Origin of the sequence: Shewanella sp. SP1S1-7, from assembly GCF_031932105.1 — a bacterium.
In the GTDB taxonomy this organism is placed as follows: domain Bacteria; phylum Pseudomonadota; class Gammaproteobacteria; order Enterobacterales; family Shewanellaceae; genus Shewanella; species Shewanella baltica.
This window is the reverse complement of sequence record NZ_JAUOEU010000004.1, coordinates 66,126-92,236: the sequence shown is the minus strand read 5'-3', so window position 1 is coordinate 92,236 and position 26,111 is coordinate 66,126. Positions and strand designations below refer to the sequence as shown.

General features: G+C 47.0%; 20 protein-coding genes and 1 pseudogene. 11 read left to right on the top strand and 10 right to left on the bottom strand.

Annotated features, from left to right (window positions below; all coding sequences use genetic code 11):
- The first annotated feature begins 208 nt into the window (after window positions 1-208).
- Together Q4Q49_RS04925 and Q4Q49_RS04920 are read left to right on the top strand one after the other, a co-directional pair.
- A complete protein-coding gene (locus tag Q4Q49_RS04925) occupies window positions 209-2,473 on the top strand; it encodes a bifunctional diguanylate cyclase/phosphodiesterase (protein WP_311998770.1) in 2,265 nt (754 codons plus the stop codon).
- A gap of 92 nt (window positions 2,474-2,565) precedes the next feature.
- Window positions 2,566-3,411, top strand: a complete 846-nt coding sequence (locus Q4Q49_RS04920) for a 23S rRNA (adenine(2030)-N(6))-methyltransferase RlmJ (RefSeq protein WP_259214309.1) — start codon at window positions 2,566-2,568, stop codon at window positions 3,409-3,411.
- A 68-nt stretch (window positions 3,412-3,479) separates the two neighbouring features.
- On the opposite strand, the gene Q4Q49_RS04915 is transcribed toward Q4Q49_RS04920, so the two are convergent.
- The 3 genes from Q4Q49_RS04915 to Q4Q49_RS04905 are packed head-to-tail and all read right to left on the bottom strand — an operon-like array spanning window position 3,480 to window position 5,888.
- Window positions 3,480-4,235 (bottom strand): lytic transglycosylase domain-containing protein, encoded by a 756-nt coding sequence (locus tag Q4Q49_RS04915; RefSeq protein WP_311998769.1) that lies wholly within the window; start codon window positions 4,233-4,235, stop codon window positions 3,480-3,482.
- Complete coding sequence (locus tag Q4Q49_RS04910; RefSeq protein WP_311998768.1) at window positions 4,235-5,272, bottom strand: DUF3137 domain-containing protein; 1,038 nt, start codon at window positions 5,270-5,272, stop codon at window positions 4,235-4,237. Before Q4Q49_RS04910 ends, Q4Q49_RS04915 begins: the two co-directional genes overlap by 1 nt.
- A gap of 49 nt (window positions 5,273-5,321) precedes the next feature.
- Window positions 5,322-5,888 (bottom strand): LemA family protein, encoded by a 567-nt coding sequence (locus Q4Q49_RS04905; RefSeq protein WP_012197838.1) that lies wholly within the window; start codon window positions 5,886-5,888, stop codon window positions 5,322-5,324.
- A 572-nt stretch (window positions 5,889-6,460) separates the two neighbouring features.
- Here Q4Q49_RS04905 and Q4Q49_RS04900 point away from each other — a divergent pair.
- Window positions 6,461-8,083, top strand: coding sequence for an AbgT family transporter (locus Q4Q49_RS04900; RefSeq protein WP_311998767.1), 1,623 nt, complete (start codon window positions 6,461-6,463; stop codon window positions 8,081-8,083).
- A 74-nt stretch (window positions 8,084-8,157) separates the two neighbouring features.
- Here Q4Q49_RS04900 and Q4Q49_RS04895 read toward each other — a convergent pair whose 3' ends face one another.
- The 4 genes from Q4Q49_RS04895 to Q4Q49_RS04880 all read right to left on the bottom strand — a co-directional run bounded on the left by Q4Q49_RS04895 (window position 8,158) and on the right by Q4Q49_RS04880 (window position 13,205).
- Window positions 8,158-8,481, bottom strand: coding sequence for a hypothetical protein (locus Q4Q49_RS04895; protein ID WP_012197840.1), 324 nt, complete (start codon window positions 8,479-8,481; stop codon window positions 8,158-8,160).
- Between the two features lie 37 nt (window positions 8,482-8,518).
- Window positions 8,519-8,782 (bottom strand): hypothetical protein, encoded by a 264-nt coding sequence (locus Q4Q49_RS04890; RefSeq protein ID WP_311998766.1) that lies wholly within the window; start codon window positions 8,780-8,782, stop codon window positions 8,519-8,521.
- A gap of 133 nt (window positions 8,783-8,915) precedes the next feature.
- Window positions 8,916-12,050, bottom strand: coding sequence for an efflux RND transporter permease subunit (locus Q4Q49_RS04885; protein WP_220591494.1), 3,135 nt, complete (start codon window positions 12,048-12,050; stop codon window positions 8,916-8,918).
- Between the two features lie 9 nt (window positions 12,051-12,059).
- Window positions 12,060-13,205, bottom strand: a complete 1,146-nt coding sequence (locus Q4Q49_RS04880; RefSeq protein WP_220591495.1) for an efflux RND transporter periplasmic adaptor subunit — start codon at window positions 13,203-13,205, stop codon at window positions 12,060-12,062.
- A 905-nt stretch (window positions 13,206-14,110) separates the two neighbouring features.
- Between Q4Q49_RS04880 and Q4Q49_RS04875 the strand changes: the two genes are divergently transcribed.
- Window positions 14,111-14,857, top strand: coding sequence for a TorF family putative porin (locus tag Q4Q49_RS04875; RefSeq protein WP_311988740.1), 747 nt, complete (start codon window positions 14,111-14,113; stop codon window positions 14,855-14,857).
- 133 nt (window positions 14,858-14,990) lie between these two features.
- Here the strand turns inward: Q4Q49_RS04875 and Q4Q49_RS04870 are convergent, their stop codons facing one another.
- Complete coding sequence (locus Q4Q49_RS04870) at window positions 14,991-15,680, bottom strand: DNA-3-methyladenine glycosylase I (protein WP_311998765.1); 690 nt, start codon at window positions 15,678-15,680, stop codon at window positions 14,991-14,993.
- Between the two features lie 207 nt (window positions 15,681-15,887).
- Between Q4Q49_RS04870 and Q4Q49_RS04865 the strand changes: the two genes are divergently transcribed.
- Window positions 15,888-16,535: a glutathione S-transferase family protein gene (locus tag Q4Q49_RS04865; protein ID WP_311998764.1), complete on the top strand. Its 648-nt coding sequence runs from the start codon at window positions 15,888-15,890 to the stop codon at window positions 16,533-16,535.
- 24 nt (window positions 16,536-16,559) lie between these two features.
- Here Q4Q49_RS04865 and Q4Q49_RS04860 read toward each other — a convergent pair whose 3' ends face one another.
- Together Q4Q49_RS04860 and prlC are read right to left on the bottom strand one after the other, a co-directional pair.
- Window positions 16,560-17,090: a thioesterase family protein gene (locus Q4Q49_RS04860; protein WP_006079446.1), complete on the bottom strand. Its 531-nt coding sequence runs from the start codon at window positions 17,088-17,090 to the stop codon at window positions 16,560-16,562.
- A 184-nt stretch (window positions 17,091-17,274) separates the two neighbouring features.
- On the bottom strand, window positions 17,275-19,314 hold the full coding sequence (prlC, locus tag Q4Q49_RS04855) for an oligopeptidase A (RefSeq protein ID WP_311998763.1): 2,040 nt from the start codon (window positions 19,312-19,314) through the stop codon (window positions 17,275-17,277).
- Window positions 19,315-19,582: 268 nt separating this feature from the next.
- Between prlC and Q4Q49_RS04850 the strand changes: the two genes are divergently transcribed.
- From Q4Q49_RS04850 to Q4Q49_RS04825, 6 genes and pseudogenes are all read left to right on the top strand, one after another.
- A complete protein-coding gene (locus Q4Q49_RS04850; RefSeq protein WP_311998762.1) occupies window positions 19,583-20,374 on the top strand; it encodes a hypothetical protein in 792 nt (263 codons plus the stop codon).
- Between the two features lie 168 nt (window positions 20,375-20,542).
- The gene (locus Q4Q49_RS04845) at window positions 20,543-21,106 is read left to right on the top strand and encodes a hypothetical protein (RefSeq protein WP_311998761.1); all 564 of its coding nucleotides are present in this window, start codon (window positions 20,543-20,545) and stop codon (window positions 21,104-21,106) included.
- A 179-nt stretch (window positions 21,107-21,285) separates the two neighbouring features.
- Window positions 21,286-22,641 (top strand): glutathione-disulfide reductase, encoded by a 1,356-nt coding sequence (gorA, locus tag Q4Q49_RS04840; protein ID WP_311998760.1) that lies wholly within the window; start codon window positions 21,286-21,288, stop codon window positions 22,639-22,641.
- Window positions 22,642-22,823: 182 nt separating this feature from the next.
- Window positions 22,824-23,024: a DUF1656 domain-containing protein gene (locus Q4Q49_RS04835; protein WP_006079439.1), complete on the top strand. Its 201-nt coding sequence runs from the start codon at window positions 22,824-22,826 to the stop codon at window positions 23,022-23,024.
- 6 nt (window positions 23,025-23,030) lie between these two features.
- Window positions 23,031-23,892, top strand: a pseudogene (locus Q4Q49_RS04830) (efflux RND transporter periplasmic adaptor subunit).
- A gap of 5 nt (window positions 23,893-23,897) precedes the next feature.
- Window positions 23,898-25,970 (top strand): FUSC family protein, encoded by a 2,073-nt coding sequence (locus tag Q4Q49_RS04825; RefSeq protein ID WP_311998759.1) that lies wholly within the window; start codon window positions 23,898-23,900, stop codon window positions 25,968-25,970.
- Window positions 25,971-26,111: the final 141 nt, after the last annotated feature.

Genomic DNA, 26,111 nt, shown 5'->3' with positions numbered 1-26,111 from the left:
ATATGCTAGTCAGCAAATCACATCAGCAAACTCATCACTGTCTTAGTCAATTTGTCGCAGTGCCCCCTTAACGATTCAAACAGGCATCACATTGTAATCCACTGATTTATAAAGGCAGTAATCTATTTGTATAACAATTTAGTGATTTATGTTATATGTTATATCCCCAGTCAACCTGCGTGACTTCCGAATGGGATAAGGACTCTTTTTGCTTCAATGGCTAAAAGGTTTTTTGTTTATTAGGGATCAAGACTTTTTAAATCCTGATAGAACAATATTAAAAACCAGCTTATTGCGGATTATTCTGCTCAGTGGCGCGATTTTGACCACTAGCATAGTGCTGCATAGCTCTTTAATTGCGTATGAGTTAAACCTCGCTTTTATTATCAGCATTACGGTCAGTTTTCTAACTGTGCTGTTTTTGGCTTTATGGTTTACCCGCAAATATTTACTCGCCAGTTCAATAAGCCTGCTGGCTATGGTCATTGCCGCCTGTATTTCTATACTCTTGTTTATCCCAGACTTTAACTTATCCCAGGCAGGGATTACCTTCTTATATACCCTTCCCTTAATGGCGCTTTTTCTATTTGGCAGAAAAGTAGCCGTTATTATGATGTTTTTTAATGTATTGCCTTTTTTACTGCTACTGCGTAACCAAAATATTCCCCCGATTATTGATATTGATATCAGTCTGCCTGCGACCCACGCTTATCTGAATGGTTTACTGTTTGTCTTTTTTAATATTTGCATTCCCTTGTCAGCAATGCGCTTGCTAAAAACCCAGAAAGTCCATGCGCAGCAAATGATCCAGCATCAAAATGCTCTGCAGCGTACCTTAGATCAATATGCTGAAATCTTTGAAAATAATGGCACCGCCTCTTTCTTCTGTAATGAGGACGGCGTGATCCTCAACCTGAATAATGCAGCCCAAAAAATCGCTGGAGAAGTCACGCTAAACCGCACTCGCTTATGTGACATTTTTGAACTTACCGAAGATACCAGCACAAACTTACTGGCGGCCTCGTTTCCGACCCATTTAAAGAACAATAACAGCACTAAATACCTGCTGCAGAAAGCCTCATTAGAGCACCATGACACTTTGTTGTTTCACTGCCACGATGTCACAGAACAGGCAAACCATGCGATTGAACTAAGCCGACTTAAAAAGCACCATATCAGCACACATTTCTATGATTTAGTGACCGGATTACCCAACGAGAATCACTGGTATAACCCAGCCCCAAGTACGATCCATTTGGATATGACAGTCGCCTTAGTCAAAATTGATAATCTGAGTCAAATCAATGCCGCCTTCGGTATCAGCGTCGGGGATGCCATCTTAAAAGCCTTTGCGACCGAACTCAAAAATCGCTTTGGTCATCACGCAAAAATATACCGGTTTAGGGGAGCCGCGTTTGCGCTTGAGTTTATCAGCCTGCCGCTGATCTCCCCCGAAAACCTCGCGCTACAATTACGCGAGCGTATTCCAACGAACCTGCAGCTCAAACATGAACAACAGATTGAATATCATCTCGAGTGCCGAGTCGGTTGCAGTTCGGGTAATAAAGCCTCACCGCAGCAAGCCGCAGAGCAATGTTTAATTGCCATTAAACAAACAACCCAAGCTAGCCCAGTCATGGTGTATTACATTGGTTTGATTAATAATCTTCTCGAAGCCTCATCGCAGAAAGCTAAAATTCGCGACGCATTGAAACACAATCGTCTGGAAATGTGGCTACAGCCTAAAGTAAGGGCCGATGGCCACATTATTAGCTTTGAAGCGCTGGCAAGAATGTTCGATGAAGACGGCACTATGATTATGCCGAACACGTTTATCCCCATCATAGAGTCATCCCAATTACAGGCGATTTTTGCGATAAAAGTCTTCAGGCAATTACTACAACTGATCCGTTCTTGGCCGAAAAACGTGCCTCTGGTCAGGATTGCCTTCAACTTATCTGGGCAAGATATTTTATCGGATCGCTTCTTTAAGGTGTTGATCCAAACCTATATGAATCACCCCGAACTCATCCCATTATTGGAGATTGAAATCACTGAAACCTCAGTATTTTCAACCCATAAAGAAACGGGCCGACGCCTAAACACCTTAGCTCGCATGGGAGTGTCTATCGCCATTGACGATTTTGGCACTGGCCATGCGTCATTAAGCCAACTCATTGATATCAGTGCCGACACGATAAAAATCGACCGCTGCTTTGTCAGTCAAATGGGCATTAGTGAACGCCATACCCAAATTGTCAACGCCGCCATCCTGTTAGCCAAGAGCTTAAAACTCAACGTCATAGCCGAAGGTATCGAAACCGAAGCCCAGTTATTGCAACTCACGGCGTTAGGATGTGAACAATTTCAAGGCTATCTATTCGGTAAACCCGCACCCGCGAATCTATGGCTGAAAACCTTTCAAATGCAAACGCCCACACACTGGTTCGCCAATAAAAAGAGCGCCAACTAAGGCATTAAATTTACGCCTACAAGCATCGCAGGTATAATTGGCGTCAGGCATTTGCCTCTCTTTGCTTTGTTTGCAAATTACTAGGATCCCCCATGTTAAGTTACCGCCATGGTTATCACGCTGGCAATTATGCCGATGTGTTGAAACACGCCATCTTGCTTCAAACCTTGCAGCTGATGCACAAGAAAGACAAACCACTCGTGTATATCGATACCCATGCGGGTGCGGGTGGTTATGCTTTAAGCGATGAATTTGCACAAAAAACCGGTGAATACCTCGAAGGTGTAGCTAAGCTTTGGGATAAAACTGATCTGCCGCAATCGCTGCAGGACTATGTCGCCGCCGTACGTCATTTTAATGAAGAAAATCCTGACGAACTCAACTTCTACCCAGGTTCGCCTGCCATTATAGACATGGAATTGGGGCCTAAAGATCGCATGGTGCTGCACGAGCTGCACAGCACTGATTATGTGTTGCTGGACGATTATTTCTGCGAAGACAGACAAGTAAAAGTGATCAAAGGCGATGGCTTAAAAGGCCTTATCGCCGCAGTGCCACCCTTAGAGCGCCGCGCTCTGGTGCTCGTCGATCCTAGCTACGAGATGAAAACCGACTATCAAGATGTGGCCGAAACCCTGATCAAAGCGCATAAACGTTTTGCTACGGGCGTGTTTATGCTTTGGTATCCAGTGGTCAATCGCGCTCAGACCGAAGGCATGTTATCGCGCCTCGCCAACAGTGGCATTAAACGTCAGCTGAGAATTGAGCAGGCGATTAAACCCGATTCGGATGAGTTTGGCATGACAGCGGCAGGGTTATGGATCATCAATCCGCCTTGGCAGTTAGATGAAATCGCAACCGAATTAATGGATTACTTAGGTAAGACGCTCGGACAAGCGGACGGTAATATCACAGTAAAATGGGAAGTCGGCGAATAACCTTCTACTCAAATGGCGGCGATGATCTCAGGTTTTCGCCGCTTAATTTAAGCTCACAAAGCCTACAGCTAAACGCCCTTCTGCTCGCGATATCGCTTCAATAGAATTTTAACACGCTCAACATAGGCTTGGGTTTCAGGATAGGGCGGAATGCCATTGTACTGCACCACAGTTGTCGGTCCCGCATTGTAGGCCGCGCAGGCCAAAGCCACATCCCCGTTAAACTGTTTTAGCATTTGCGCCAGATACTTACTGCCACCTAAGATATTTTCTTCGGGTAAAAACGCATTTGCTACACCCATTTCTTTGGCCGTTTCAGGCATTAATTGCATCAATCCCATAGCACCAGTACGCGACAATGCACGCGCATTGAAGGCTGATTCTGCGTGGATCACGGCGCGGATCAAGGCGGGGTCGAGTTGATGTTTATGGGCAGCACGGGTGATCAGGGCATCGTAATTGGCGGTAAATAAACGGATACCATTCCAATCTATGGTCGAGTCGGGGCGACAGGCAAAACAGTCATACAACAGAATTTGATATGGGTTATTGGCAGGGGCTTTGTCGGTAAATACAGTGACACCATTGGCTTGTTGGTATTGATAAATCTTGAGTTTTTCTAAGCCTTCACGGCTGACTATGCCGCTCTCTGAATATCTGGCAACGATACGCGGCTTAGCTTTAACGCTCGCCTCCTCCGCTTTTACACTCATCATCAGACTCGATATCAGCGATAAACACAGACCCAACACGGCAAGGCTGCGAGGCGATAAAAAGGCCGCTGCCATTTGTGTACGAGTCGGTACCGAGCGAGTGAGCAACATCAAAGTCCCGTTTGCTGATTAAGTTTAAGTACTTCAATAATAGCAAAGAGTTGCTTCATCTCTCGGTTTATCTGACTAAATTCTGCTGAAAAGGTCGCGCCATTAAAAATGGACTGCATTTGAAAACGCGTTCTGCGATTTGGCAGGAACATAATCAACTTGTTGCGAAAGAAAGCGCATTGAATATTTCCACCAAAATGCTTGGCAAGTTCCTGTAAGCGCTCCATAAATGCCGTATTGAGCAAATAGCGAGACTCCACTTGATCCGTTGAAAACACATCGAACTCTTTTTCGAATTGCGGATCTTCAAGTTTCACTCGCACCAGTCCAGCATGGCTGTCAGACAAGAAATTCGCTAAACCACCGCGATCCCTCAGCACCACAGTGTGGCCGATAAACGCTTTATGGCTACTCAGCTCAACCACTAAGCCACTAAACTTGGTTTCGGTGCGGGTAACGGTTCTGCGCCTATGGGTGCTGGCATCCAGTTCTTCGACTTGCACATTCTTAGTCAAGGTGAGTTCATTGACCGTCAACTCAACGCCTTTATAGCGGCCTTGAATATAGTCACCGAAGCTCACTTTATCGTATTGCGGCAATACCTTAGCCGCAACGAGTCTATTCATATCGAGGCGCATTTCGCGGCTATAAACAAAATCATCACCGAAATATTTAAACATCAGTGGATAAATATCCCGTTGAACCAGATGTTTAAAATCTCGAGTCGGCGCAAAGCTCCACCAGCTCAACCCAACTAAGGCAAGCAAGGGTAAAGGTGGGAAATAAGCAACGCCGCTGTAATAGCCAATCACAGTGAGTAAGGTCAGCCCAAGTACTATCATCAAACTCAAATATAAACGTTTACGCGCCGCCTTAAGACAGGCCACGCGCTTAGTTTCATATTTACGACTAATGGGGGCTAAGTGTTCTTCGTAATACGCTTCGAGTTGAGGGAGTTCATCCAAATCCGCAGACAAACCAACATGATCCCGATAAGTCCGAATCGGGCTGCCTAAAATAAAGGTGAAAATATTCATATTGATATCATAGCATTGCAGGGTGAACACTCACCCTGCGCAACTAAGCTTACAAGTATTCGGCCGCATCTACGGGCGCTTTTGCCGCTTCGCTCACCTCATAGAATGGCATCACTTTAATGCTCGCCATAGAAGCGATAATCGAGCCGGGGAAGATTTCGACCGCAGTATTAAGCTCTGACACTGCCGAGTTATAGAAACGCCTCGCAGCGGAGATATGCGCTTCGACCTCGTTATAAGTCTGCATCGCCTGAAGCATAGTGTTGTCGGACTTGAGCTCGGGATAGTTCTCCACATTCACCATTAAGGCCCCCATTTTGTCGTTCAACCGCTCAGCCTGAACTAAATGCTCTTTAACGGCACTCGGATCGGCCTTGTTGTAATTATTGCTGAGCTGAGTGCGTAATTCGGTGATTTCAGTGAGCAGCGACTTTTCATGATCCATAAATCGTTTGGCGATTTTTAGAATATTAGGCACAAGATCGGCACGTTTGGTTAGCTGTACATCGATACCCGACAGGGCCTCGAGTGCAGTATTGCGCTTTTTGACTAGGCTGACGTACCAAAGATAGGTAACGATAAAAATCAGCGTTAATCCCAATAACAATTTTTCCATCTTCCATCCTTAGGTTTCTTATTCTTGTTAACAGGATACAGCTAATCATAAATGAGTGGAAATTTCACCTATGGCACAGGTTAAGACAATGAAATTATTCGCTGGTCAGAGCTGGCAATGGTGAAAGTGGCTATCTGGAGCTTCAACCACCAGCAAAACTCGCCTCTTTAGGCGGTAAACTGTGATCCAGCACATTAAAAAGCGCAATTAAAATATAAATTTAACGATATTCAGCTCCGATACAGCAAACAAGGTCTATAGTGTATTGGCACAACATTAGAGCATCCAATTTTGCTCGTGAATACTGGACTCCTCGAGAGTCCATTTTTTTATCCCCATTTTGCCCTCATCACTTCTACACAGCCAATCGCAACATTTAAGTTTCAATTAAAACTTAACAATCATACTTTCCGGCTAATTTTTTAACTTTTACCTTAGCTTTCTCCCAGAATACTTGCTGCCAGAGTCATCCCCTCAGCCACCTTATTCGCAGTCGGCCGTCGGCAATGCCTCGCGTCTGTTCTAGGGTCAAAGATAGTGCGCTGCGCAAAGGTCGACATAAAGGAAGAACGATGAGTTTTAATTCCGGCGATATTCCCCCAAAAAAGGCCTCTGAGCCAGATCCACAACATGGCGATATCAGCGCCAGTGGTTGGTTTGTACGTTTTCTCAATATTGTTGAACGCTTAGGTAATCTTCTACCCCACCCAATCACCCTATTCGCGCTGTTCTGTGTCGCTGTGGTCATTATTTCAGGGATCGCAGGTTACTTTGGCCTGACCGTTGTTGACCCAAGACCCATTGGTTCCCATGGCCGCAGTGCAGATGGTTTAATCCATGTGGTAAGCCTAATGAACGCCGAAGGCTTGCGAATGATAGTGTCGCATCTTGTGACTAACTTTACTGGCTTTACGCCGCTTGGCACTGTGCTCGTCGCACTGCTCGGCGTCGGGATTGCAGAACGTTCCGGCTTATTATCCGCCGCCATGCGCGCCTTAGTCATGGGCGCCTCAAAGCGATTGGTTACTGTGACCATAGTCTTTGCCGGCATTATGTCCAACACGGCCGCCGAGCTTGGCTATGTGGTGCTTATCCCTATGGCGGCGATGATTTTCCACTCCCTAGGTCGCCATCCTCTGGCGGGTTTGGCGGCAGCTTTTGCAGGGGTTTCAGGAGGCTATAGCGCTAACTTGTTACTAGGTACTGTCGATCCCTTATTATCAGGCATTACCGAAGCTGCGGCGCGCATGATAGATCCTGAGTACAACGTCGGCCCAGAAGTGAACTGGTACTTCATGTTTGTCTCCACCTTTGTGATCACTTTCCTTGGCGCCTTTGTTACCGAGAAAATCGTCGAGCCTAAGTTAGGCAAATACCAAGGTGATGATGCGGATGAAACCGTATTACAGTCGATGGACAGCGTTAGTGAGATTGAAAAGCGTGGCTTAAAATGGGCGGGGTTATCTATGTTAGTGCTCGCCGTTATTCTAGCGCTTTCAGTCGTCCCCGAAGGTGCGCCGCTGCGTCATCCAGAAACTGGCCTTATCTCAGGTTCACCGTTCCTCAAGGGTATAGTCGCCTTCATCTTTATTTGTTTTGCCATACCGGGCTTTATTTACGGCAAACTCGTGGGCAGCATCAAAAATGATAAAGATGTCATCAATGCCATGTCCCACAGCATGAGCACTATGGGCATGTATATCGTCCTCGTCTTCTTCGCCGCGCAGTTTGTCGCCTTCTTTAACTGGAGTAATTTAGGCGCGGTACTCGCAGTGTTAGGGGCCGATGGGCTGCAATCCATAGGTCTGACTGGCCCTATCGTGTTCCTGTTCTTTATTATGCTTTGCGGCTTTATCAACTTAATGCTCGGCAGCGCCTCGGCACAGTGGGCCATTACCGCCCCGATTTTCGTGCCTATGCTGATGCTGGTCGGTTATGCGCCCGAAACAATTCAAGCGGCATACCGTATTGGGGACTCAGTGACTAACTTAGTCACGCCTATGATGAGCTACTTTGGTTTGATATTAGCGGTCGCCTGTCGTTACCAGAAAAACCTCGGTATAGGCACGCTGATCGCCACTATGCTGCCGTACTCCCTGGTGTTTTTCGTGGGTTGGACAGCGTTCTTCTTCCTGTGGGTATTTGGTTTTGGTCTGCCAGTCGGGCCAGGCGCAGCGACTTACTACACGCCTTAACCTCAATAAAAAGGGCGTCGATGATCAAGTCGACGTCCTTGCTTTATCGGGTTGAACCACTAAAACCCGTAGATTTAGTCGTATAACCATTCCATCAACAGACTGCAAATGAGCAAAAACATGCCTAGATTAAACATATAGGTCTGCAGTGTGGATTTTTCTGGCGTGTCCTTAGCTTGCGACACTATTTGGCTCACTGACATAAAAAATAACTGCGGTGTTAACCCCATGCCGACAAATAACACGGCGGCACCGACGCAGCGGGTTAACTCGGGCACAGCAAGCGCCGGCAAGTAAAACGCATATACACCATAGGCCAAAAACGCCAGCGCTATGCTATGGCATATCATTCCCACGATAAGTTGCTTAGTTGCAAGATTACCCCACGAAAACACCATGTCACCCCTACACTCAGCTTAACCAGAACTATTGATGTTATTGGGCGCGCAGTTTATCTCGCTTACGATGAATCTGCACCCACGCAAACCAACCAAATAAAATGCCGCTAATGGGATAAATATAGAGTGCTCTTTGCAGTTCCGCCCAGAATGGATCGCCCAAGATAAAATAATGGATTAAGGCGACCACGAGGGACGTCAACATACCCCAGTAAAGTACACCAAAGACGACAATAAAGTACCACTTACCCTTAGCGAGTAGTGCATCTAATTTTTGCAATTCCAATGCTGCATCATCCATGTTTCGTCCTCTTAACGGCCTAAGTGCAATATGCCAGAACTCACGTACTGAGCCATCCATCTTTATAACTAACAAGCATTAAAATAGCAAAAAGCCCCGCTATTGCAGGGCTTTAGTTTAGAAACGACTGAGCTTATTCAGCTGAGCTTGGCTTCTCTTCTTTAGCTTTCTTCTCACGCTTACTGAAGATACGCTCCACTATCACGAAGAATAATGGTACGAAGAAAATACCTAGGAAGGTCGAGCTCATCATACCGCCAAGTACCGCAGTACCAATGGCGTTTTGGCTACCAGAACCCACACCCGAGCTAATGGCTAACGGCACAACACCTAAACCAAAGGCAAGAGACGTCATCAAAATAGGGCGCAAACGTACACGTACCGCATGCAGGGTAGCCTCGACTAAGCCAGAACCTTTCTCGTAAAACTCTTTCGCGAATTCCACAATCAAGATGGCATTCTTAGTTGCCAAACCTACTGTGGTTAACAGTCCTACTTGGAAGAATACGTCGTTTGGCAAGCCGCGACCGTTCATTGCAATCAAGGCACCGATGATCCCGAGTGGCACCACAAGCACAACGGCAAACGGCACCGACCAGCTCTCATAGAGTGCAGCGAGTACGAGGAACACCACTAAGATCGACAAGGCATACAGCGCAGGCGCTTGGTTACCCGATAGACGCTCTTCGTACGATAAGCCGTTCCACTCAACACCAAAACCAGGAGGAAGCTGCTTAGCAAGGTCTTCCATGATTTCCATCGCCGCGCCGGTACTGAACCCAGGAGCCGTAGCACCCTGAATGTTCATCGACGGTAAGCCGTTAAAGCGCTCTAGACGTGGGGAACCGTATTCCCATGTACCCGTCGCAAAGGCTGAGAATGGCACCATGTCGCCCTTGTTATTGCGCACATACCAAGTGTCTAAATCTCCTGGTTGCATACGATACTGGGCATCACCTTGCACATACACTTTCTTCACGCGGCCGCGGTCGATAAAGTCGTTCACATAAGACCCCCCCCAAGCCGTCGCAAGCACGCTGTTCACATTGGTGATTTCAATGCCTAACGCGCTTAACTTAGCGTGATCTACATGTAATTGATAAATCGGCGCATCTTCTTGGCCGTTAGGACGCACACCCACCAGATTTGGATTCTGTGCCGCCATGCCCAGCAGTTGGTTACGTGCCGCCACTAACTTCTCGTGACCTTGGCCGTTCTTATCCTGCAAGTACATGTCGAAACCGTTCGCCGTACCCAACTCGATCACCGCAGGCGGTACGAAGGCGAAGACTAAGGCATCTTTCATCTGGCCGAACACACCCATGGCACGACCCGCAATAGACTTAACGTCCATGCCAGGCGCTTCACGCTCAGACCAATCCTTCAAGCCAACGAAAGCGATACCCATGTTTTGCCCTTGACCCGCAAAACTGAAGCCCGCCACGCTGAATACCGATCTCACGCCTTCTTCAGCCATAAAGTGATCAGACACTTTCTCTAATACTTTTAGGGTGCTTTCTTGGGTTGAGTTAGTCGGCAAAATCGCTTGGGTAAACAAAATACCTTGGTCTTCATCTGGCAAGAAGGCGGTAGGCATACGGATGAAGATCCAACCCACTGCAATCACCAGCACAACATAAATCGTCATCACTCTGAAGCTGCGTTTGATGATACCGGCCACGCTCGATTCATAACGATTAGTCAGCTTGTCGAAAGTACGGTTAAACCAACCGAAGAAGCCTGTTTCTATGTGACCATGGCCCTTCTTGACTGGCTTTAACATAGTCGCACACAGTGCTGGCGTTAAAATCAACGCCACCAGAACAGACAGCGCCATCGCAGAGACGATAGTGATAGAGAACTGACGGTAAATCACACCCGTTGAACCTGACATAAATGCCATAGGTACAAACACAGCAGATAGGGTCAGACCAATACCGACTAAGGCACCGGTAATTTGATCCATCGACTTACGCGTCGCTTCGAGTGGACTTAAGCCCTCTTCGGACATCACCCGCTCGACGTTTTCCACCACCACAATCGCATCATCCACCAGCAAACCGATGGCGAGCACCATAGCGAACATGGTTAGGGTGTTAATCGAGAAACCCGCCATTGATAGAATCGCAAAGGTACCCAGCAATACCACAGGCACTGCAATAGTCGGGATCAAGGTTGCACGGAAGTTTTGCAGGAAGAGGTACATGATAACGAACACAAGTACGATAGCTTCAAGCAAGGTATGCACCACACCTTCGATAGATTGCTCAACGAAAGGCGTTGTATCGTATGGATAAACGACTTCTAATCCCTGCGGGAAGAAGGGCTTCATCTCATCGATTTTTTCACGGACTGCTGATGCTGTATCCAGCGCGTTAGCACCCGTTGCCAGTTTAATCGCTAACCCTGTTGCAGGTTGACCATTATACAGTGAAACCACGGCATAACTTTCAGAACCTAACTCAACTCGCGCCACATCACCGAGGAAGACATTTGCACCTGAAATATCCGATTTAAGGATAATCTTGCGGAATTCTTCAGCCGTTTGTAAACGACTTTGCGCCGATACGGTCGCGTTCAGCTCTTGGCCAGCCACAGATGGCGCGCCACCTAACTGTCCAGCGGAGACTTGAGCGTTTTGAGAACGAATCGCCGCAATAACATCTAAGCTAGTTAAGTTATATTGAGTCAACTTCAACGGATCTAGCCATATACGCATCGCATATTGGGCACCGAACAGCTGAATTTCACCTACACCCGGAACACGGCTCATAGGATCTTGGATGTTCGCACCAACATAGTCGGCGATATCGCCCTTATCTAACGAACCATCAGTCGATACGAAGCCTAATACCATTAAGAAGCCAGAACTCGACTTGTTAACGTTAACCCCTTGCGCCTGCACTTCTTGCGGTAACAGGGTCATAGCGCCCTGCAACTTGTTCTGTACTTGAACCTGTGCAATATCCGGATCGGCTTCAGCGTTAAAGGTTAAAGTGATCTCAGCATTACCAAAACTGTCACTGGCTGAGGCGATATAACGGAGATGATCGATACCCGTCATACGTTGCTCAATCACCTGAGTCACAGAATCTTCAACGATCTTAGCGGAAGCGCCAGGATAGTTAGCACTGATCACTACGGTCGGTGGTGCAATGTTAGGATATTGAGACACTGGCAGCGAGCGGATCGAAAGGATCCCCGCCAGCATAATAATCAAGGCGATCACCCACGCAAAGATGGGGCGATCAATAAAAAAACGTGCCATAGCTATGCCCTATTGTGCTTGCGTTTCAGAAATAACTTTGGTGGTTACTGGAGCGCCGGGACGAACTTTCTGTAATCCTTCCACAATCAACTTATCGCCCACAGCTAAACCAGAAGTGACTCGCCATTGGTTGTTAATCACTTCAGCGGTCGTCACAGTTTTCGCTTCGACTAAACCTTGGTCATTCACCACCATAGCCACAGCTTCACCTTTAGAGTTACGCGTAATCGCTTTTTGCGGAACTAAGATAGCCTGTGGGTCCGTGCCCGCATTTAACATAGCGCGAACATACATACCCGGTAATAAGATACCTTCAGGGTTAGGAAATTCAGCGCGCAGAATGACTGAACCAGTGTTTGGATCCACACTCACTTCGGCGAACTGTAACTTACCCGGATGACTGTATTGACTGCCATCTTCGAGCAACAATTGCACGTCTGCATTTTCTGACGCTTGTAGCTTACCTTGCTTCAACTTAGCCTTAAGACGTAACAACTGCGCACTCGATTGCGCGATATCCACATTGATAGGATCAAGTTGTTGAATCGTCGCCAATGTTTGGCTTTGGTTGGCAGTCACTAACGCACCCGCAGTCACACTCGATTTACCGATACGACCAGAGATAGGCGCTAATACTTCAGTGTATTGCAGGTTGATTTTAGCTGTGTTGATCGCAGCTTCTGCCACTGTGACATTCGCTAATGCTTCTTTGTAAGCCGCTTCAGCTTCATCAAATTCTTGCTTACTGATGGCGTTGGTTTTCACCAGTTGCTGATAACGTGCCGCCTTAGCTTTTGCTGAGGCTAAACCCGCATTGGCTCTGGCTAAATCGGCATTGGCACTGACTAACGCAGCTTTGTAAGTTGAAGAGTCAATCTGATACAAGGATTCACCCTGTTTCACATTGCCGCCTTCAACAAAACTACGCTTAGTGATAATACCGTTAACCTGCGGACGAACTTCAGCCTCGAGGAAAGCTTTACTGCGTCCAGGTAATTCCACCTGAATCACTTGTGGCTGGGCAACAACATTAAGGATTCCCACTTCCATACTACGTGGGCCAGCGCCCGCCTGAGCTTTCTCTTCTTGAGGGCTGCAAGCTGCCATCCATAACGCCACGCTTATAACTGAGGCAAGTTTAATTGTCTGCCGCATGAGAACTCCTTCAAATATTAACTGCCCACATACCAGTACACTTATTGCGCTGACACGAGCCGTAATTGTAACTAAAATCAAATCCGTTATTTATCTCATAGCCTATATGAATCAACAAGGAAGATAACGAAACTAAATTGTAAACTAATGAAAATTTTCACTCATTCGGCATTACTATATTCATCGAATTGTTATTCGATTTAAGAATCCCGTTAACTTTGAGCAACATTGTTAGAGGGATATGCCGTAAAACACCCAATAAGCCTACTCCATATTGAATATGTTGCAAATCTGTTCATATTCTACACTTAGCGCAGGCCAAGGCACACAGCTCAACGGCGTTAGCTTAACCGCCACTTGTTGCAATAATTTGTACATAGAGACGAAAACACAGCGCTGCTGTTTTTACTCAGGCCACTCTCAGCATCTAGCCGTTAAAAACGACCTTATTAAAACTGATAATACCGAAAGAGAGTAAGCAAAGAATTGGCTTCAGACTACCAGCGCGTAAAAAACATCATTTAGCGGATTAATGTGCAATTTGTTACCTCAAACCGCTTAATATGGTCGAAATGCGGTGCCAATGGTTTAAGTCAAACCCACAACAATAAAATTAACCGTCTCAAATCATACTGAGCGGGTTATTTTAGTGATTCCCCATAAGCGGAGCAAACCCGAAATCCAGTTTAATACCCCATTAAATGAAACTCAGACTCCCACAAATAACACTTCTTTAATGACGAATATTGCTTACAAAGCTAAAAACGCCTCGCTTTAAAACGCATTTGTTCATATTCATTCACATATTTTCGTGATTGGTTCATTCCAAGCATCACGGCTATTCACAACTTATTTTTACGATAATGGTGCGCTAACAACTCCCAATATTTTGAAATAATTTTGAGATGATGATTATGAAGACTCGCACTACATTTTTGCTTAGCGGGGCGTTACTTTCCCTTGCTATGACTGTCCAAGCGGCCGATGACAACCAGCTCTTAGGCGGTACGATTAATGCCAATGTTAACTTTGCCTCCGATTATGTATTCCGCGGTGAATCTGAAACCTTAGATGGTGATATCCCCGTAGTGCAAGGCACCTTAAGCTGGAATCATAATGAAGGTTGGTATGCAGGGGTATTTAGCTCCAACATCAAGTTTGCCGATCCTAATTTAGAGATCGTTACCGCGCCTTTTATCGGCAAAGCCGGTGAATTTGGCGACTCAGGATTTACCTATGATGTGATGCTGTTTTCATACCTCTACCCAGGTGCATCCTATTCAAACTACACAGAACTCTGGCTCAAAGTGGGCAAACAGTTTGGCCGCGCCAATTTACAATTAGAAGTCACACCCACAGTCGATGACTGGTTTGGTGTCGATGGCTGGCACGGCGTGAACTACGCCTTGCACCCAAGCTACAACTTCGATAATGGCGTAAAAATCTCAGGCTCAGTCGGTTATCAAGACTTGAGCGGTGAAGGTGCCGAAGGTTGGGGACACTGGAACTTAGGTCTTAGCAAAGTATTCTACGGGTTGAATTTTGATGTCCGTTACCACGGCAGCACAGTGGATACCGACCATAAAGTCTATGGCACTCAGACTGAAATCTTCGACGACAGATTTGTCGTGGGCATCAGCAAAAGTTTCTAAGTGTAGTTCGTCGCGTTACCCGCTCATCCGCTGCTTCCCTGCGGCACTCCAGTGGCTTGATGAATAGAGCCTTGACCAGCCACCGCGGCTGGTCTTTTTTATGTTGCACTTACATATGCTAAATCTAAATATTCTAAATTCGATTATCCCCCACGCTACAAGCCAAAATACGGCTGATGTCGGCCAAACAACGACCCGATTCCTGTTGCCACTGATTGAATACGGCTTGCACTTGTTTAAGCGCTGTCTGCGACGTAAAACCCGCATCGACTAACTTGTGCGCTTTAAAATAGCCTTGCACATCATCAGTTAACAAAAAGGTATCTTTGCCAATGCCACGCAGAAAATAAGGACCTGTGTTGCCGCCCAGTCGGGTACCGCGTTTCTTTAACAGTGCCCATAAACCGATAATATCCTGCGTCGGCCAAGCGGCGATCAGCTGCGCCAAGCTGCCATGTTCGCGAGCAACATCGTGGATCATTAAAGCATTATCATAAATGGCTTGAGTCTTTTTTAGATGGCGGATCAGTGTCGCATCTCTCGCCCGCGCTTGAATTTGCTCTGGAGATAACATCAACACTTTATGCGGTTCAAACCCGAAGAATGACTTCTCATATTCAGGCCATTTATTAACAACCACCCGCCATACAAAACCACTTTGAAACACCTGACGGCTCATCGCTGACAATAATTCAGCATCACGATACTGGCGAATTTCATCATCGGACAGGCAACCAGACAACAAGGCTTCGAGTCCCGCAGCCCCGCCTTTGCGCTCACTGGCTCTGGCATAAATAGATGAAAAACGCTCTAACTGGCTCATATTATTACCTTTAAAATGATTAAATCCCGACACTTTTAATATGTCGTTAATAATACCGATTTTTATCCTTGATGGATCATTTGGCTTTGCCGCTAAAAATTGTGTTTATCCCTGCATTTTTTAGAAAAACTCTTACAGCAAGCACCTTAATTACGACTAAAGTTAAGGCGTAAAGTCAGTAAAATTCAGGGTTTGGAGTTAGTGCCTATGGAGCTTTTTTATCACCCCTTATCTCGCTATTCACAAAAGGTGCTGATCGCACTTTATGAAAAGCAGGCCAATTTCTACCCCAGAATCATAGATCTGCGCGACCCTTTTTCACGCAAGGAATTTCACAAAACCTATCCGCAGGCGAGAGTTCCCCTGCTCAAAACCCACGATGAGCTGCTTGTTCCCGAATCCAGCATTATTATTGAATACTTAGATAGGCATTTTAATAACAGTACCCAGCTGCTGCCCCAAGAACCGCAACGCAACTTACAGGTGCGTTTGTTCGATCGCATCATAGACAATGATATTAATAACCCATTATTTCAATTAGAAAAGTTGATGCATACAGAGGACAGTAACGAGTTCGAAATCAAACAATTAGAGAAACAACTACTGATACAATTTCAACGCTTAGACACACAACTCACGCAACACCATTGGGTTTGCGGCGACAGTTTTACCTTAGCCGACTGCGCCCTAATCCCTTGTTTAAGTTATAGCTTTCAACACTTAAATCTATTGGATTTGGATGAAATCGTGCGCTATTGGCAACAGGCACAATTGCGCGGCGCTTGGATGTTAGTACAAGAAGAGGTATTGCTGGCTGAAATGGAGGAAACGGCGGGAATAAGAGGCATACCTTAGCGGGTAAGTCATGCCTCAACAAGATCACATATTGCGTTCTTTCTTCAACTGCAAAAACGCTTTCCACTTCACGACTTCGGGCGGCAACTCAGGTGCAGCATCGGTATAACCCGCCTCTTTCACTAACACATCTAGCGGCACTTGCTTACCTTTGCACACGAACACACCGCGCACATGCACAATACAATGTAAGCCTCGTTCGCTCACAAAGCGTTGTTCGATATAGAAATATTTCTCATCCCAGCCGACAACTTTGGTTTCAATTTCAAAGGTTTTTAGCGGCTTGATATCGCGAATATAGGTAAACTCGGCGGCGTTAACTATCGGCATCCACTTCAACTTTAAGAAACGTTTCAGCAGACCCATCTCGGCCAACATATAAGTCCGCGCCAGATCCATAAACGCAGGATAGCGGGAATTAGTCAGATGGAAATTGATATCGCAGTCGCTCGGTAAAGCACGGTACGTGATACGGCTTGTCCCTAGAAAATCGATCTTACGGCAGTGACGCGTGCGCCAAAATAACAACCAAAACAAACGAAAATACAGATTCATAACGAGTCGCCCTTGAAATAAGAGCCACAGGCTAACAGAGGTCATACCACAGGGCAAGCGAGATCTATGTCACAAAAAAAGCGTCAGATGACGCCTTTTTATCGTTTAGCAAAACTAAATGCTCAGAGAAAATCAGCCCGTTATAATGGGCTGATTTATCAAGGTGAACAATTGCTTATCTAGCTTATGCAGCAATGCCTGAATGTCTTAACAGGGCATCGATATTCGGCTCACGTCCCATAAACTGTTTGAACAAGTCCATAGGTTCGGCTGAGCCACCCATTTCGAGGATATTGTGCAGGAAGCGACGACCCGTTTCAGGGTTGAAAATCCCTTCCTCTTCGAAGCGGGAAAACGCATCCGCCGACAGCACTTCTGCCCATTTATAGCTGTAATAACCCGCAGCATAGCCGCCCGCAAAAATGTGGGCAAAACCATGTTGGAAACGGTTAAAGTCTGGCGGCGTTAATACGGCTACCTGACGACGCACTTCGTCTAAGGTTTCTTGAATGCGCGCGCCTTTAGCGGGGTCGTATTCGTGGTGCATTCTAAAATCGAATAGCGAGAACTCGAGTTGGCGCAGCATCATCATGCCAGATTGGAAGTTTTTCGCCGCAAGCATCTTATCTAACAAGGCTTTAGGTAAAGGTTCACCTGTTTCGAAGTGACCTGAAATTTCGGCTAAGGCTTCTTCCTGCCAGCACCAGTTTTCCATAAATTGACTCGGTAATTCGACCGCATCCCAAGGTACACCATTGATACCCGACACACCTGCAACATCGATTTTGGTCAGCATGTGGTGGATACCATGGCCAAATTCGTGGAACAGGGTCGTCACTTCATCGTGGGTGAATAGCGCAGGTTTGCCATCAACCGGACCATTAAAGTTACAGGTCAAATAGGCCACTGGCTTTTGCAATCCATCGGCGGTTTGACGGCGCACGCGGCAGTCATCCATCCAAGCACCGCCACGTTTACCTGTACGGGCATATAAGTCGAGGTAAAAACTGCCTCTGTGTTCGTCAGTTTCGTCGAAAATATCGAAGAAACGCACGTCTTTATGCCAACGATCAAGGTCTTTTTGCTCAACGATTTTAAGGCCGAACAAACGCGAGACTGTGTAGAACAAACCCGAGAGCACTTTATCTTCAGGGAAGTATGGACGCAGGATTTCCTGTGAAATCTCATACTTATGCTGCTGCAACTTCTCGGCATAGAAACTTAAATCCCAAGATGCCATTTCGGTCACGCCGTATTCCGTCTCAGCAAAAGCTCTCAGCTCGGCCACTTCTGCCTTAGCTTGATCCTTTGAGCGCAGCGCTAACTCATTTAAAAATGCCATCACCTGCGCCGGGGTTTCAGCCATTTTCGTCGCTAGGGAATTGTCGGCAAAACTGTCAAAACCGAGTAACAATGCGAGTTCGTGGCGCAGCGCTAGGATTTCGTCCATCAGCGGGCTGTTATCAAACTCGCCAGCATTAGGGCCTTGATCTGAAGCGCGAGTAACGAAGGCGCGGTAACACTCTTCGCGAAGACTGCGGTTTTCGCTGTAAGTCATGACAGGTAAATAAGAAGGAAAATCTAAGGTAAATAACCAACCGTCTAACTCACGCGCATCAGCCATCGCCTTAGCGGCGGCTTTGGCAGACTCTGGCAAACCCGCAAGCTCAGCTTCATCTGTGATCAACTTAGTCCAAGCTTGGGTCGCATCCAGTAATTGATTCGAAAAGCCACTGGTGAGCTCAGAGAGACGTTTGACCATTTCGCCATAACGCACTTTTTGCGCATCATCTAAGCCAATACCCGATAGTTCAAAATCGCGCAGGCTGTGCTCTATCACCCTCTGCTGCGCTTGGCTCAATTGAGCAAATTCATCCGATGCACGCAGGGCCTTATAGGCTTGATATAAACCTTGATGTTGACCAACGTAAGTACCGTATTCCGATAAAAAAGGTAAACAAGCATCGTGGGCAGCACGCCACTCATCTGTGCTGGTCACTGAATTCATATGGGAAACCGGCGACCAAATTTGGCTTAGCTCATCGTCAACCTGTTCTAATGGCGCGACCAAGTTGTCCCACGTAAAAGGACCTTGGTTCTGCAGCACTTCATCAATCTTAGTGCGGCACTGAGCAATGGCATGCTCAACGGCGACTTGAATATGTTCCGGTTTAATCTGTGAAAAAAGCGGTAATTTTGCGCCGCTAAGCAAAGGGTTGCTCATATTGACTCCTCAACAATCTGTATCACTTATAGATAAGGGCTAACGGGCTATTTATCAAGGCGAGAAAACCGATTGCCCCCTTCGAACGCCTTGCTAACGCTATTTCTGCTTAAAAAAAGTGAACTCGTTCGCATTTAGCATTTACGCTTAATGTACCTAAGTATTATTGTCGGCTTGATCGCAAATCGAATCAATTCGCATTAACACTTATCTATGGGGAAGGTATTCTCGCCCTAACAAACGCATTTCTACCTAAATCAGCAAAAATATGGCAACACACTCAGTAAAACTGATGGCGAGCATCCTCTGCACTTTAGGCATCAACGGCCTTAGCTACAACGCATTCGCCAATGAGAGCCTAGAAAGCATCGAGAGCATTTCAAGTGCCGGATTGTCCAGCCAGAATAGCCAAGCCTTAGCAGTAACACTGGATTTAGGTTGGGACAGTCAATACGTCTCACAGGGTCGTAATAATCTGCAAGATGGCGGCATCTATTGGCTGAATACCGCAGTCCAGCAAGACAATATCACCGCCTACGCTTTAGTTGGCCGCGGCGATAGCCAAGCCTACACTGAGTGGAATATCGGCCTTGAATATGGGTTCGATGTGGCCGAAAACCTAGAGGCTAATGTGGGTTATCAACGCATTGAAGGCTACAGCAATACCCGTTGCCACGATAACGAGCTATTTGCCGAACTCGCTTACACAGCTGAACCTTGGCTAGTACCATCGGCAAGTTATGTCTATTCCACCGAGGCGGCGGGTTACTTTGTTGAAGTGAGTTTACACAGTTATTGGCATGTCACAGATCAGCTCAGCCTCACGCCATACATCACTCAAGGGTTTGATTTTAAATACCGCACAGAAGAACACGATGGCCGCAATAACTTGCAGTTTGGCCTAGAAGCCAGTTATCAGCTGTCATCCTACATGAGTATCGATGGCCACATCAGCCACAGCATTGCCCAAGGTGATATTGAGCAAGAAGCGATGGCGAATGGCGATATGAGTTCGCAAGATGAGACCTATGCCGGCATCCACTTTGCGATGACGTTTTAACTCCATTCTTAGCGCCGTGGTTTTTAGCTCAGTGTTTTGTAGCGCCGTATTACAACCTTCCTCTGTCAATTTATCCCGCTCCATTTGGCAAAATAACGCTCACTAACTACACTCAAAACGTCGACGGAACGACTCACCATTCATATCGATTTTACCGAGGAACAGGGAATGTTAGCCCAGCACTTTTATCTCATCCGCACCGCCGTTATTGCCTTACTTCTGCTTTTTCTCCCAGTCATATACTCGGCTGAAGCACGGCAATTACTTGAACTTGAGCCTGAATCTGAACCGAGTCTGGAGTCCTTATCACAATCGACACAAACCGCGCCTTTGCCCCTAGGCACCTTGCTCGACAGTGAGGGCAAACCGATTAATCTGCCTAACCAAGAGCAAAGCAGTTTCGAGTATTCGGCTCCCACTCTCACGCCAACCGAGCCATCCAAAACCACTAAATCAACTAACGCCACGCAATCGACCAAAGCCACTAAGAGTAAAAAACTCAGCCGCAAGCAACAACTTGCCAGCCGTGAACACGTAGCCAATGATCCCAACTGCCGCTGGCTCGATAAACGTATGGATCAGTTAGAAGCACAACTGGGCGGTAAACAAGTTAACGCCACTACGCATCAAGCCGACGAACTCAGCGCCCGCCAAAAGGAATGGCAATGTTTGAAATGTGGCGCAGAAGGTCCAGCTCAAAACGATCACTCTAATTGCCAATATCGCCGCTAGACGGCGACCCGATGAACAGCTAATGCCCAGTACGGGTAAGTGTAAAGTTCAGGATCTTTTTCAGTCAAAGTACGGTCTTATGCGTTAGTCATGCAATGGGCTGGTCTGTTATCGCAAACACCCCTACAATGACCTTCTGCTGTAAAGCATCTCATCCTTGAAGTAAGACGGAGAAACTCATGGCTCAACATTTTGACTATATCTGCCTAGGCGCAGGCAGCGGCGGTATCGCCTCAGCAAACCGAGCAGCAATGCGTGGCGCTAAGGTTCTACTCATCGAAGCCAAACACGTAGGTGGCACCTGTGTAAACGTAGGCTGTGTGCCGAAAAAAGTCATGTGGTATGGCGCCCATGTTGCCGAAGCGATGAACCTTTACGCCAAAGATTATGGTTTCGACGTCACTGTTAATAAATTCGATTGGAATACCTTGGTCGAGAACCGCGAAGCCTACATTGGCCGTATTCATGATGCCTACGGCCGTGGTTTTGCCAACAACAAAGTGACCCTGTTAAATGGCTATGGCCGTTTTGTCGATGGCAACACTATTGAAGTGGACGGCGAACATTACACCGCCGATCATATCCTTATCGCCACTGGCGGCGCGCCGACTATTCCGAATATTCCTGGTGCCGAATACGGTATCGACTCCGATGGTTTCTTCGCCCTACGCGAGCAACCAAAGCGCGTTGCCGTTGTTGGCGCGGGCTATATCGCCGTCGAAGTCGCTGGCGTGTTACACGCTCTGGGCAGTGAAACTCACTTATTAGTGCGTAAACATGCGCCACTGCGTAACTTTGACCCCATCTTAGTTGATGCCCTCGTTGAAGCCATGGCGACCGAAGGCCCAACACTGCACACCCATAGCGTACCAAAAGCTGTGGTTAAAAATACCGATGACAGCCTAACACTGAGCTTAGAAAACGGTGAAAGCATCACAGTCGATTGCTTGATTTGGGCGATTGGCCGCTCACCTGCGACGGGCAATATCGGCTTAGAAAACACCGAAGTGCAAGTAGATAGCAAAGGCTATGTCATCACTGACGAGCAACAAAATACGACTCACAAAGGAATTTACTGTGTCGGCGACATTATGGCGGGCGGCGTAGAGCTCACCCCTGTTGCGGTTAAAGCGGGCCGTTTGTTATCCGAGCGTTTATTTAACGGCATGACAGATGCCAAAATGGATTACAGCCTGATCCCAACGGTCGTGTTCAGCCATCCACCCATTGGCACTATGGGCTTGACCGAACCAGAAGCCCGTACTCAATACGGCGATGATAACGTCAAAGTGTATACCTCGACGTTTACCTCAATGTATACCGCCGTAACAGCCCATCGCCAAGCCTGTAAGATGAAGTTAGTCTGCGCTGGCAAGGACGAAAAAGTCGTCGGTATTCATGGTATTGGTTTTGGTATGGACGAAATCCTTCAAGGTTTCGGCGTCGCTATGAAAATGGGCGCAACTAAGGCCGACTTTGATGCGGTCGTTGCTATCCACCCAACGGGCGCGGAAGAGTTCGTTACCATGAGGTAGAAGTGATTTTTTGCTTTGATTTCATCATATTTAGGGCCAGCTAATGCTGGCCCTAATTGATCACAGATAGCATAAAATCATTAACTCTCACGCGACTTTCCTATAATCTCGACTGAGTACTTTGCATTTTAAACACATAGCGCGGTTATCGCTGCGCCACTGTAACCGGGATGAATAGCCTAATGCTTAAAGAACTCGCGTTCGATGGTTTGTTATTTAGTCCATTAATTATCTTTATCCCCTTAGCTTTTCTGCTTTCCTGCATCACTCGCTTGGTACTCTATCAAACTGGGCTCTATCACAAGCTGTGGCGCGAAGCTTGGTTCGAAGTTGGGCTGTTTATCTGCTATCTGGCGTTGGTCATTTACTTGCTTGGGAGTTGATTGTTCATGGGAAAAATCTTTCGTATCAGCCTCACCCTCATTGTGGTCGCGGTTGCAGGTATCGCTGGACATTGGATATGGTCACACTACCTTTATTCTCCTTGGACCCGCGACGGCCGAGTTCGCGCCGAAATCATTACCATAGCGCCAGATGTGTCCGGTTGGGTGAACCAACTGAATGTAAAAGACAATCAAATCGTCAATAAGGGTGATGTGTTGTTCACTGTGGACGATACCCGCTACAAGGCCACCATTGCCGAATTGAATGCCAAAGCAGAAAGCCAGAAATTGGCATGGGAACTGGCAAAACATAAGTACAAACGCCGTATCGGTTTGACCAATGACAACTTGGTCAGCAAAGAAATTCGACGAAGCCTTTATCAATACCGAACTGGCACGAACCAGTTATGAGCTCGCACAGGCGCAATTAAATAGCGCCAAAATTGACTTAGCGCGAACGCAAATTCACGCTCCCGAAAACGGTACTCTGATCAATTTAAGTCTGCGCAATGGCAACTATGTCAGCAAAGGCAACTCGGTATTTTCGCTGGTCAAACAAGATTCTCTCTATATCACAGGCTATTTTGAAGAAACCAAAATCCCCTTGGTTCACATAGGTCAAAACGCCGATGTTAGCCTGATGAGTGGCGGCCATGTCTTGCATGGCAAAGTGACCAGCATAGGTAAAGCAATCGCCAATACCAATGTCACTACTAATGGACAGTTATTGCCGCAAATCGGCCAAACCTTTAATTGGGTGAGGTTGTCGCAGCGTATTCCAGTCGATATTCAGCTAGATAGCATTCCTAAGGACATAGAGCTGAGCGTCGGCATGACAGTTTCCATCCAGCTACAGACTGACAAATAGTCATTATGACGCTGTTACTGAAGAGTTTATTCTTTCCAGACCGACGAACCCTCATCTTCGCGATTAAAGGCGTGATCTCGATGGCGCTCGCCTTATATGTGGCCATGTTCTTAAATCTAGAACGGCCATATTGGGCGCTGGTGTCGGCGGTATTCCTGCAAATTCGCCCCGAAAGTGGACTCGTGATCGAAAAGGGCTTATGCCAAATCGGCGGCACCTTAGTCGGTGCGCTCGCAGGGATTGCCATACTCAACTGGTTTACGCCCTATCCCGAACTCGCCTTAGGATTACTCGCCTGCTGGATAGGACTAAATTCTGGGTTGTCCGCCATGGTACGCCAGCAAAACTTTATCTATGCCTTTGCTATGGCGGGCATGACCGCCTGCTTGATAGTGCTCATTGTGATGGCAAGCCCAAGCACGGCCGATAGCGCAAAAATATTCGATGTGGCGCAGTCGAGGATCAGCGAGATTGTCGTCGGGGCGATTTGCGCCGTTTTAGTCAGCTCACTACTTTGGCCGACCAAGGTAAAATATAGTCTGCAATTGCATGCTAAAAACACCATTAATCATACGCTTAACTATCTAGCATTAGAACTCGATTTACAGGGGGAACATGCGAGTCGCCATGAACATATCGACACGATTATGGAGTCAGTATCGGCACTGAGTGACGACTCCAGCGCGGTAATTTATGAAGGCCCCGAAGGACGCGGGCAGAGCCATGCGGCAAACTTTCTCTGCAATAAAACCCTTTCGCTATTGGCGGCAATCCAAATATTTGGCCGGCTGCAACGTAATCATTCCCATCTTGTTAGCGAACCACTCGCGAAATCCTTAGCCAATATGCGCAGCAGTTTTACCTTGATGGCGCAATCGAGTGATTACCAAGAATGCTACAAAATGGCGCGCACCTTGAGGTATCAACTCCAGCAAAACCTGATGCAATACCGTGACCGCGCGCCGCTAGAGACGCGCTTACTCAAAGTCGCGATGGAATTAAGCGCCGATCTGATCATGGTGCTCAAGAGCTACAACGTGCTGACCAGTCATTCTGCGGTGCAGCTCAACGCGCCGCCGATGGAGTTTCACCGAGATCCATTAATAGGCGTTACCACGGGCCTGCGCAGCATGGCGGTGTTTGTCATTGGGGCTTCGCTGTGGATTGGCACAGGGTCGAGCGCTGTCCTTATGATGATCCTGCTGCCCGTGGTCTTTTCCATCATGATGGCACGCCAACCACTGCCGATGTTAACCACTATTTTGCGGCGTATTCTTGTCGGCATCACTATCGCTGTGCCCCTCACAGTGTTTTACGCTTTACCTTTGCTGGCACAGAGTAGCGGCGATTTTGAAATCCTCGTTTTAGTGCTCGCGGGGCCGTTTTTTATTGGCTTGCTCGCCTTGGCGAATCGACCGACCTTGCCCTATGGTCTCGGGATTTGCGTGCCGTTTGCGGTTTTAGTACAGCCCAGCAACACCATTTCATTTGCGATAGAAAACACCGTCAGCAATGCCTTAGCGATTTTTATGGGTGTTACTGTGCTGTATTGGTTATTTAAATTAATTACCGAACCTAGCCAGCGGCTGATGCAATATCGTCTGCTGCAATCCATCCAAAAAGATCTGGTGCATATCGCGCAGCATGATGATCCTGAGCCTTGGTTTAACGCCCGCATGGGCGATCGACTGCTGCGGATCGCCAGTTACGAAAAAGGCTCGGGCAAGCGTTCGAGGGTATTTACCGATCTGGTGTTTACGGCACTTAATCTAGGCCATGTGTCGATTCGTATGCGGCGCATGTTGCAGGGCATTTCAGATACCCACTTAAACTTAGGCTTAGAAAATGCATTCAACCTCTGGCAACACAATTTAGGTCAGGCATTTATCGCCTGCGCCCACGGACAAGTCGCAGAAGAGTTTAAAATCAGCAGCGAGGCCTTATTACAAGCGCTGGCCCAATGTCCGTTACCCCACGAACAATTCACTATGATTACTGGGATGTTTGAACGCATCACTTTAACCTTCGAACGCACTGCCCACAGTATCGCAGAGCATAAAAACACCTCAGAAAAATAGTCAGTTCTCAAACTATTTCCCGCCCCAAAAGCCACTCTTTTACTGCCACCAAAACCATTTAAATCCAATAGAAGCTTGATATTTGGCCGATAAAATGCCTTAATATAGTTAGATCACTAACTATATTGGTGATATAAATTC